The sequence below is a fragment of the Rheinheimera hassiensis genome (genome assembly GCF_022436675.1).
Classification (GTDB): Bacteria; Pseudomonadota; Gammaproteobacteria; order Enterobacterales; family Alteromonadaceae; genus Alishewanella; species Alishewanella hassiensis.
The window spans coordinates 369,050-378,722 of the sequence record NZ_JAKUJZ010000005.1 but is presented as its reverse complement, the minus strand read 5'-3'; the positions used below and the strand labels follow the sequence as shown (position 1 = coordinate 378,722).

The following is a 9,673-nucleotide window of genomic DNA, read 5'->3' as shown; positions in this document are numbered from 1 at the left end:
CCGCTGTGCAGATGGAGTGCAATATGTATAAAAATGAATGGTTTATAGTGCCGAAAGCTAAACCAGCAGCAAAATTAAGGTTGTTCTGTTTTCCGTATGCCGGCGGCCAGGCCGCGATTTATTTTCCGTTAGCCAGATTGCTGTCAGAGCAAATTGAGCTGGTAGCGGTGCAGTTACCCGGCAGGGGTAACCGAATGTTTGAGCCTGCACTGACCTCGGCGCAAGATATTGCCAAGGCGGTGGCGCCGCAGATCCAGGCCTGCGCTGATAAACCTTTTGCCCTGCTCGGCTACAGTAATGGTTGCCTGCAAGCATATGAGGTTGCTCATCGCCTGCAGCAGGCAGATGTACGGCATGTGTTTATGGCTGCACGTTCTGCGCCGCAGCTGGGTATACAACGTGAGCCTATACATTTACTGGCTGATCAGCAATTCCGGCAAGAGTTGGCTTTGCTTGGTGGTACACCACAGGAGCTGCTGGCTTATGATGAATTGATGGAACTGATGTTACCCACATTACGGGCTGATTTTAAACTGGGCTACGACTATCAATGTCCGCCAGTTAATCCCCCCGCAATAGATCTGACCAGTATGGCAGGGCGTTTTGACAAAGATGTACCAGCAGAAAATGTGCTGGCATGGCAGCAGCTGTTTACAGGTAGTTGCCAGCACCATATCATTGATGGCGATCATTTCTTTATAAATACACACTTAACTAAAATGGCACATGTTATTGAGCTTGCGCTGTTGCCGCACTGTCAACAGGCGAAAGCCACAATAGCTAACACGAAGGCAGTGCTATCAGGCTGATTACTTGCTGTTCAACAAAACAGTAATGTCCATGAAATAACATGCCCATCGTGAGCTGCGGGGTTAGGTCAGTGGTTAATCGTAGGGTAAATTGTTGTTTGTCTGTCAGTATCTTAATTAATTCAGCGTCTTCAAAACCAAAGAAACGTTGTACCTTAGGGTATAGCGCCTTATACAGACTCTCTTTGGCAGAAAAAGCAATGGTTAACGCTTCAGCATAAGTAACAGCAGCGGTCCCGAGTAATAAGTGTTGCTCTTTTGGTTGAACAATGTGCGATGCAAGCTCAGTGCCGCTGTTGGCGCCAAGTATCGTTTCAATGTCTATTCCTATCGCCTGGTATATTTTATCCGGCATCATGCAGCAAATAGCGTTGCCATCAGCATGACTGATTGAACCAATATAACCCGCAGGCCAGCTTGGTGCGCCGGATAAGGTATTGAGTAGTTGGCAAGAAGGCAACTGGTAGTGATGTAATAATTGCAGAAACAGCACTCTGCCGGCCAGATACTCGCAGCGGCGTTTAGGCACCGCCTGCCACAGCTGACTTGGCATACTAATACCATAGTGACCAAATAGCGCATCATCATAGTGGCTGACATCGAACTGACAGTGGACAATCAGCGATTCCTGTTGCAGTTTAAATCTCACAGGCGTCACAGGTCCGAAAACATCGCCAGCAATTTGTTGCGCGGATATCATTTGTTAACGCATGGCGCGTGCTGGCGTAATGTGGCTGAAGCCGCCTGTCTGAGTTCAGCCTGGGTATCCCGGTTGAGCTTAATACCTCTGATTTCGTCTAATTCAGCGGGATCTTGTGTACTAATAGTTCCATACAACACCAGAGCCGTCAAAAATGCACCTTCAAAAGCGGCATGATTACCATCACTGGAATGGAGTTTTAACCTGGGGTTATGTTGTAGGGCTTGTTCCCATGCTAAGCCGATAGGAGCAACACAGGCAGGCTCAGCTTTGGCAATATTTTGATGCAACTGATGTATGCGTTGGCCCTCTTCTTTGTTACCTCGTCTGGGCCACTCCGGAAACATTATAGCGCGGGCATTTTTGGCATTAATACGTCTTATCCACTCTTCTGCGGCATCAGTGGGGTAGAAATAGCGTCCTGTTGTGCTGTATTTTTGTGCCTGCAGGATCACATGGCTCCAGTTGCCGTCACTTAGTAGTGTAGTACTGGCTTGATGCTGCAGGCGTTCATCCAAAAAATGGTAACCAGATGCTAGCCGGGTTTCGACTTTTGCACCTGGTATGCCGGACTGAAGCAGTTGAGCTACTAACTGCGGCAGGTTGTGACTCGAAGTGTGACTATTGCCCATAAAGAGCAAATTAAAATGGGCTGACATACTATCAGGTGTCTCCTGCGATAATGCCTTAGCAGTTTGCTGTGGTGTAGCAGGCACAGCCGCATTTGACATGCCTGCGGCGCTGATAACGTAAAGCAGCATGGTTAGCCACAGTACAGGCAAAAAGATATTTTTTGGCATTTTAGATAACGATGTTTTTATAAGGTGATGCAAATGTTAACTTCATTGCGTGTTAGCCACAAGCATAAAGCAGTAATTAAAACCTAAGGTAAATTATGACCCTAGCCCTGATTATTCCCGATCGTAAACTTGACGATTTGCAACAACGCTTAGCACAGGCTTTGCCTGATACTGATATTGAAATCTGGCCGCAGATCCGTAACCCGGCAGCTGTTGAATTTGCTGTGGTATGGAAACAACCGCATGGCAGCCTGGCCAGCCTGCCTGCTTTACAAGCTGTGCAGTGTTTTGGCGCCGGGGTTGATGCCATACTGGCTGACCCCACTTTGCCCGCCTTACCTATAGCCCGTATTGTTGACCCTACGCTAACAGATACCATGGTGCGCTATCTTGATGGTGTGGTCAGTTACTACCGCTTGCGCTTAGATGTGTTCAGCGCGCAGCAGCAACAAAAACAGTGGAAGCCGAAAAGCCCAAGACGCATTGCGCATATTGCTGTGCTTGGGCTGGGTGAGCTGGGAGCTGCTGCCGCCACGCATTTTGCCCGCCAGGGTTATAGCGTGAATGGCTGGGCCAGAACGCCGAAGCAGCTTGAGCATATCAGCTGCTTTTATGCTGCAGAAGGTCTTACTATGGCTGTAGCTGATGCTGATATTGTGATTTGCTTACTGCCGCTAACGCCGGCAACGCAGCAGATGCTCTCAGAGGATTTCTTCAGCAGTTTAAAGCCTGGTGCCATTTTTATTAATGTGGCGCGCGGCGACATTGTTGATGAAACCGCATTATTGGCCGCGCTGGACAACGGCAGGTTGCAGGCTGCCTGCCTGGATGTATTTTGCCAGGAGCCGTTACCGGCAGAACATCCATTGTGGAGCCATCCGGCTGTGCTTATTACACCGCATGTTTCAGCGGTAACAGATGTTAGTACTGTGGTTGAACAAATTGCTGAGAATTACCGGCGTAGCCAGCGCGGTGAGGCTTTGCTAAATCCGGTAGATATTGGCAGGGGATATTAAAATGCACACCACAGACATTACCACCTGGTTTTTGCAATTTGATGCGCCAGCACCACAGCCACCAAAATGGCCGGATGGCGTACAGTTGGCCGAGGCTGAGGTTACCAGCCCCGAGCTAAGCCAGTTTATGTTCAGAACAGTGGGTGGGCCCTGGCGCTGGTTTAGCCGCTTAAGCTGGAATTATCAGCAGTGGCTGGATTATCTGACACAACAGCAGGTACGTACCTGGCTGCTGTGGGTGAAAGGCACCCCGGCAGGCTATATTGAGCTACTAAAGCACGCAGATCACAGTGTGGAAATTAAGTTTTTTGGTTTGTTACCGCAGTTTATTGGCCAGGGCCTGGGGCTAAAGCTGGCACAAGCCGCTATAGTGCAGGCGGCACAGTGGCAGGCCAGTAAAATATGGCTGCATACCTGCAGTGCTGATCACCCGTCAGCGCTGAAAAATTATCAGCAAGCCGGTTTTGTTATTACCCATATTGAACACAGTACAGAAGCTTTACCACAGCTGAATGACAGCCGTTTGCTGGCGGCAGATTTTGTCTATTCAGCGTTAGCGCATCACGTTGAAAAGGCTGGTTAAATACACAGTTATTGTAACTTTGTTACAACTTAACTACACTCAGTGACGGTTTAAGGAAACTTAGGCCAAGTTACTAATTAAAATAATAAAATGCGTTACCGAGGTTAGTTATGAGTAAAGCGTCCAGTCGGGGTTTTGGCTTTACCGCAATCGCCATTGTGGTGTGTTTAATGGCGTTATCGGCATTTTTGACCAAAGCCGAAGCTGTCTGTCTGTTGTGTGGCGGATAGCAGGAATCGAATACAGTCATAAGGATTGACTAAATCAACCCCCGGCTTGCCGGGGGTTAGTTATTTCTGTGCACCGCGTTTGCTATGTAACTCTCTGTTTTCACGCTTTTGTTCAGCATTCTTTTGCAGTAAAACATAAGTTGCTGAATAACCACCGTGTTGCTTTTGTGCGGTATTACAGGCCAGCACTGTTGCTATTTGCGGTAACCATTTAAACACGTAGCTACGCAATATTGCCGGGTGCGGTTTACTATTGCGGCCCATGCCGTGTTGAATAAGCAAAGTGCGTATGCCACGCTTATGGCAATCTTCAAGAAAGAAAAACAGCTCGCGGCGGGCATCACTCAGGCTTTTGCCCAGCAGGTTTAATGTGGCGTCCAGCTGATATTTGCCTAAGCGCAAATTGCGGTATACGCCATCCTGAACGCCATCTTTTTTGTAAGTGAAAGGCTCGTCCGGCTTTACCAGATCAACATATTCCATGCTGAGATAGTTAGCATCGTACTCCATTTCCTGTTCAGCCGCTTTACGCCTTGCTTGTTGTGCCAACGTAGGGCTGAACTCGCCGTTCTCAAGCAATACGGCGTCCTGAGATAATGGCGTTACACCAGACATCTCCTGCAGAAACAAGTCTGATTCATCGTTTTGCATAGCGGGTACTCCTGTCTGACCGGTCGGCAATTATAGCCCGCACTGCCGCCAGACAAAAGTAGTGTGTTGTTATTCGGCCTGAGCTGCAAGTGGCGCAGCAGCCGGATTTTGCTGGACGGCTTTCTCGGCTTTACGGGCTTTGGCAAAGCGCAACAGGTAGTAAGCATTAATTAATAATACTAATAAATTAGAGATAACACCCTGTGGAATGGCAATATGGCTGTAGTAGACAAACAACAGGCTGCAACCAATTAGTGTTGCTAAACGTAACCAGAACACATCTTTAATAAAAAACGCGCCAATACAGATTGTTAAGCCAACCCAGCTGATGATATCGAACATAATGTTTTCCATAACGTTTTCCTGCGTATCTGGCTGACTATAATTTGTGCGCATTATGCTGTGCAGTGTAGTGTTACTCAACTGAGGAATTTTGCTGTTTTCAGATTAGTTTAATTAATGGCTGTAATGGCGATGTCATACATAAGTCAAAACTTGTTCTACACTTAATTCCAGCTGAACAAGGAGGGGGTTCACTGATGTTGCCTGCAAAATTATATGAAACGATACCTTATTCTTATATTGCTATCGGAAGTGCAATTTTACTGGGAATAAACTCGTGGCTGGCCGTTGTTTCCGGCTTACTTATCGTGTTTGCCGGTGCAGTTATCTGGGTATTGCGCTCAGATAACCGTCGCACAGACATTAAAGATGCCAGAAATAAGTACGGCGGGGCACTACCGTTCTGGTTTTACGAGATGCTGCCTTTTAACTACAGCATGGTGGCATTATTGCTGTTTACCGGCAGTGACAATGTATACTTTTATCCTTCAGCGATGATCATGCTGGTAGTGGGTATACAGTTATGGCTATTGCGCAGTAGTTATCGTAAACACCAGCGGCCTGTGCCGGTTAAAGCCAGACCGCTGCGTTTACGCGGTTAGCTTACTGCCTTAAATCAATACGGCTGTTTGCGATAGTTTTAGTGGTAATTAACCAGGCTTCCAGGTTTTGCTGCATCGCGGCCGGATCAATTTTATCCAGTGTATCGTTAGGGGTATGGTGGTAGTCAAAATAATCTGTACCGTCTTGCTGTAAACTGGCAACCGGTACACCTTGCGCTTTTAAAACAGACACATCCGGGCCACCAGAGGCAGTATTATCACCCATTTCTATGCCAAGCGGCGCCAGTTTTTGCTGCAGTGTTTTACCAAAGGCCAGTGCTTTTTCACCAAAGCCGGTATCCAGCCGCCAGATCCGTCCAGCACCGAAGTCAGACTCTGAAGCAAATACGTGCTTGTTAAGGTTTGCTGCGTGTTTGGCAGCATAAGCACGCGCACCGAATAAGCCACCTTCTTCATTGCCAAATAACACTACCCGTACCGTGCGTTCTGGCCGGCCTTGTTGTTTTAGCAAAGCGCCGGTGGCCATAACAATGCCTACACCTGCACCGTCGTCCAGTGCGCCTGTACCTTCATCCCACGAATCAATGTGGGCGCTTATCAATACAATTTCATCCGGGTATTTACTGCCGGTGATCTCGGCAATAACGTTATGGCTTACCACTTCGCCGGGTAATTTGTTTTGCATTTGTAAGTGCAGTGTCAGCTCAGGCTGGCGGCTGAGCATTTTAGCCAGCTGCATGGCGTCGGGTACCGAGACAGCTGCTGCCGGGATCCGTGCTACTTCATCGTTGTAACGCATAATACCTGTATGGGCAAAACGGTTAATACTGGTGCCTACCGAGCGGATAATAATAGCTTTGGCGCCCAATTTTGCTGCTTCTACCGCACCCTGAGCGCGCGCGCCAACCACTGAGCCATAAAAGGTACCCAGTTTGTCTTTACCCATACTTTTATTAATGAACACAATTTTATCTTTTACCAGCGTGGTATGGGCTTGTTTTAGCTGCTCCAGGCTGTCAAACATCACTACCTGGGCATTAATGCCGTCAAACGGAGTGGCGACAGAACCACCCAAAGCGGTAACCACCAGATTTTGATGAAAAGGCGCGCTAACACGCAGGCTTGCATTGCCACGCTCCCAGTATTGCATGGTAAATGGCTCGGTCCAGACTTTGTCATAGCCCAGTTGCTTAAATTTCTGCTCGGCCCAGGCTACTGCCCGGGCATCGGCTTCGCTGCCGGCCAGGCGCTGGCCAACTTCTACCGTGATCGATTCTGTCAACTGGTAAGCCAGGGTATTATCCAGTGTGAGTTCCTGAGCTGAGAGTTGCAAACTCAATGCAGCCGCCAGCGTGGTTAACCATAATTTCATCGTTGCTTGTTCCTTTTGTTATTGTAGTGCGCAGACTGTAGCACCTTTTTTTTCGCTGCCGAAGTGATGCACGCTAAACGCTGGCGTTTGTCAGACTAACAGGGGCGTTCGCCGCTGAGGTAAAGCAGAAAGTGTTATTCTTTGTTAAATAAGAATGATTATATTGTCGCTTTATAAGGAAGGCGGTAATATCGGGCCGTCCAGACATACAGGTACACGAAATGAATTTACAGGATATGCTGAAAAATTCTGCTAAAGCAGTAAAGCTGTTAAAAGCAGTATCCAATGAGCGGCGTTTATTGATCCTCTGCCATTTGCTGGAAGGGGAGTTGTCAGTCGGAGAGATGAATCAAAAGCTGGAGCTGAGTCAGTCAGCTTTGTCGCAGCATCTGGCGTTATTACGCCGGCATAAGCTGGTTAAAACCCGTAAAGAAGCACAAACAGTATTTTATAGCCTCAACAGCAAAGAAGCTGAAGCGCTGATTGCCTTGCTGCACAAGCTATATTGCTCTTAATAGCCTGACAGCAAAAACAAAAAAGCCGGCATCAGCCGGCTTTTTTGTTGGAACTGTGTCTTAAGCAGCGCTTAATGCTTTAACATGTGCATTTAAACGAGCTTTATGACGTGCTGCTTTGTTCTTGTGAATCAGGCCTTTAGCAGCCATACGATCCAGAACAGGCACCATTTTCTTGAATGCTTCAGTTGAAGCAGTTACGTCAGCAGTTAATACCGCCGCGTAGGTTTTCTTTATGAAAGTACGCATCATAGAACGTTGCGAAGCATTTTGCTGACGACGTTTTTCTGATTGAATTGCGCGCTTCTTAGCAGACTTAATGTTAGCCAAGGTAACACTCCTAAAAAACTAAACCGGACCCATCAAAGGCCGCATAATATGCCTATTTAATGGCCCGTTGTCAAATGCTTTAACGGTAAAGACACAGATTTTAATCCGGCGGCCTACTGGTAATCTGTGTTAATAAAGGGGCAAAATAGCAGCCTGCCAGAAGAAGGAAGTTTACGTGTCTGCAAAGTTATTAAAATCAGGCCTCATCGTTAGTTTTATGACGTTAATTTCTCGCGTGTTAGGGCTGGTTCGCGATGTAGTGGTGGCCAACTTTATCGGTGCCGGTGCTGCTGCCGACGTATTCTTTTTTGCCAACCGAATTCCTAATTTTTTGCGCCGCTTGTTTGCGGAAGGCGCTTTTTCGCAGGCATTTGTGCCGGTATTAGCTGAGGTAAAAGCCAAACATGGTGATGATGCCGTGCGGTTATTGCTGGCACGGGTAACCGGCAGCCTGGGTATGGTTGTAACTATTGTTACGCTGCTGGGGGTTATTGCTTCGCCGCTGGTTGCCATGCTGTTTGGCATGGGTTGGTTTGTGGAGTGGCTGAACGATGGCCCGGACGCGCATAAGTTTGAACTGGCCAGCACGATGCTGAAAATTACCTTTCCGTATTTATGGTTCATCAGCCTGGTTGCGCTGTCCGGTGCTGTGCTTAATACCTATAATCGCTTTGCCGTTGCAGCTTTTACACCGGTATTTTTAAATATCGCTATTATTGCTTGTGCGGTGTACATGGCGCCAACACTGGATGAGCCGGCAATGGCGCTGGCGTGGGGCGTATTTATTGGTGGTATTGTGCAGTTATTATTTCAGTTGCCGTTTTTAGCCAAAGCCGGTTTGCTGGTGCGGCCCAGGTGGGGCTGGCGCGATGAAAACGTAGTAAAAATCCGCAAACTTATGCTACCGGCTTTATTTGGCGTGTCGGTAAGCCAGATAAATTTACTGCTCGATACCGTTATCGCCTCGTTTTTACTTACCGGCGCTGTAAGCTGGCTGTATTATTCTGACCGCTTAATTGAATTCCCGCTGGGTTTATTTGGTATTGCCATCGCAACGGTAATTTTGCCGAATTTATCCCGCCATCATGCCAGCGCCAATACAGAACGTTTTAGCCAGACGCTGGACTGGTCACTGCGTTTTGTCGCCTTGTTTGGTATACCCGCCATGGCAGGCTTAATGGTGTTGTCACAACCTATTATCGCCTTACTGTTTATGCGCGGTGAGTTTAGCCAGAACGATGTGTTGATGGTGTCGTACAGTTTAATTGCCTACAGTACCGGTTTGCTTAGCTATATGTTAATAAAAGTGCTGGCGCCCGGTTTTTATGCGAGGCAGGACATTAAAACGCCGGTACGCATTGGTATTATTGCCATGGTGGCCAATATGGTGTTTAACCTGATGCTGGCGCCCTTTTTAAGCTATGTCGGCCTGGCTCTGGCGACGGCGATGTCGGCCAGTTTAAACGCGTTTTTACTGTATCGCGGTTTAAAACTGGCCGGGGTATACCAATTAAGTAAAACCAGCATCATATTTTTGCTGAAACTGGTTATTGCCAGTAGCCTGATGGCGGCGTTGCTCTATTGGCAAACACCAACACTGGCGCAGTGGGTGCAACTTAGTTTTACCGTGCAATTGTGGCGTTTAATTACCTTGTGTGGGTTGGCAATTGCAGGATATTTTCTGTTGTTATGGTTGCTTGGTGTGCGTTTGCGGCATTTTAAAGCCAATTCTGTTGCTGAAAGCAAATGATTAAGTGGCTAT

At 47.6% G+C, this 9,673-nt stretch carries 12 protein-coding genes; 6 read left to right on the top strand and 6 right to left on the bottom strand.

Features of this window, described 5'->3' with window-relative positions; translation table 11 throughout:
• Positions 1–23: 23 nt before the first annotated feature.
• Positions 24–809, top strand: coding sequence for a thioesterase II family protein (locus MJX74_RS12960; RefSeq protein WP_240223249.1), 786 nt, complete (start codon positions 24–26; stop codon positions 807–809).
• On the opposite strand, the gene MJX74_RS12955 is transcribed toward MJX74_RS12960, so the two are convergent.
• Both MJX74_RS12955 and MJX74_RS12950 read right to left on the bottom strand, forming a co-directional pair.
• Positions 781–1,458: a 4'-phosphopantetheinyl transferase family protein gene (locus tag MJX74_RS12955; protein ID WP_240223248.1), complete on the bottom strand. Its 678-nt coding sequence runs from the start codon at positions 1,456–1,458 to the stop codon at positions 781–783. The genes MJX74_RS12960 and MJX74_RS12955 overlap by 29 nt on opposite strands.
• Before the next feature lie 47 nt (positions 1,459–1,505).
• A complete protein-coding gene (locus tag MJX74_RS12950) occupies positions 1,506–2,027 on the bottom strand; it encodes a hypothetical protein (protein WP_240223247.1) in 522 nt (173 codons plus the stop codon).
• A gap of 377 nt (positions 2,028–2,404) precedes the next feature.
• On the opposite strand from MJX74_RS12950, the gene MJX74_RS12945 reads away from it, so the two are divergent.
• Complete coding sequence (locus MJX74_RS12945) at positions 2,405–3,325, top strand: 2-hydroxyacid dehydrogenase (protein ID WP_240223246.1); 921 nt, start codon at positions 2,405–2,407, stop codon at positions 3,323–3,325.
• Between the two features lies 1 nt (position 3,326).
• Positions 3,327–3,908, top strand: coding sequence for a GNAT family N-acetyltransferase (locus MJX74_RS12940; RefSeq protein WP_240223245.1), 582 nt, complete (start codon positions 3,327–3,329; stop codon positions 3,906–3,908).
• Between the two features lie 290 nt (positions 3,909–4,198).
• On the opposite strand, the gene smrA is transcribed toward MJX74_RS12940, so the two are convergent.
• Together smrA and MJX74_RS12930 are read right to left on the bottom strand one after the other, a co-directional pair.
• Complete coding sequence (gene smrA / locus MJX74_RS12935; protein WP_240223244.1) at positions 4,199–4,789, bottom strand: DNA endonuclease SmrA; 591 nt, start codon at positions 4,787–4,789, stop codon at positions 4,199–4,201.
• A 69-nt stretch (positions 4,790–4,858) separates the two neighbouring features.
• Complete coding sequence (locus MJX74_RS12930; protein WP_240223243.1) at positions 4,859–5,143, bottom strand: hypothetical protein; 285 nt, start codon at positions 5,141–5,143, stop codon at positions 4,859–4,861.
• A gap of 185 nt (positions 5,144–5,328) precedes the next feature.
• Here MJX74_RS12930 and MJX74_RS12925 point away from each other — a divergent pair, with 185 nt between their 5' ends.
• On the top strand, positions 5,329–5,733 hold the full coding sequence (locus MJX74_RS12925) for a hypothetical protein (protein ID WP_240223242.1): 405 nt from the start codon (positions 5,329–5,331) through the stop codon (positions 5,731–5,733).
• A 1-nt stretch (position 5,734) separates the two neighbouring features.
• Here MJX74_RS12925 and MJX74_RS12920 read toward each other — a convergent pair whose 3' ends face one another.
• Positions 5,735–7,066, bottom strand: coding sequence for a M20/M25/M40 family metallo-hydrolase (locus MJX74_RS12920; RefSeq protein WP_240223241.1), 1,332 nt, complete (start codon positions 7,064–7,066; stop codon positions 5,735–5,737).
• A 221-nt stretch (positions 7,067–7,287) separates the two neighbouring features.
• Here MJX74_RS12920 and MJX74_RS12915 point away from each other — a divergent pair, with 221 nt between their 5' ends.
• Positions 7,288–7,581, top strand: coding sequence for an ArsR/SmtB family transcription factor (locus MJX74_RS12915; RefSeq protein WP_068228627.1), 294 nt, complete (start codon positions 7,288–7,290; stop codon positions 7,579–7,581).
• A 60-nt stretch (positions 7,582–7,641) separates the two neighbouring features.
• Here MJX74_RS12915 and rpsT read toward each other — a convergent pair whose 3' ends face one another.
• The gene (rpsT, locus tag MJX74_RS12910; protein WP_040551604.1) at positions 7,642–7,911 is read right to left on the bottom strand and encodes a 30S ribosomal protein S20; all 270 of its coding nucleotides are present in this window, start codon (positions 7,909–7,911) and stop codon (positions 7,642–7,644) included.
• Positions 7,912–8,086: 175 nt separating this feature from the next.
• Here rpsT and murJ point away from each other — a divergent pair, with 175 nt between their 5' ends.
• A complete protein-coding gene (gene murJ, locus MJX74_RS12905; RefSeq protein WP_240223240.1) occupies positions 8,087–9,661 on the top strand; it encodes a murein biosynthesis integral membrane protein MurJ in 1,575 nt (524 codons plus the stop codon).
• Positions 9,662–9,673: the final 12 nt, after the last annotated feature.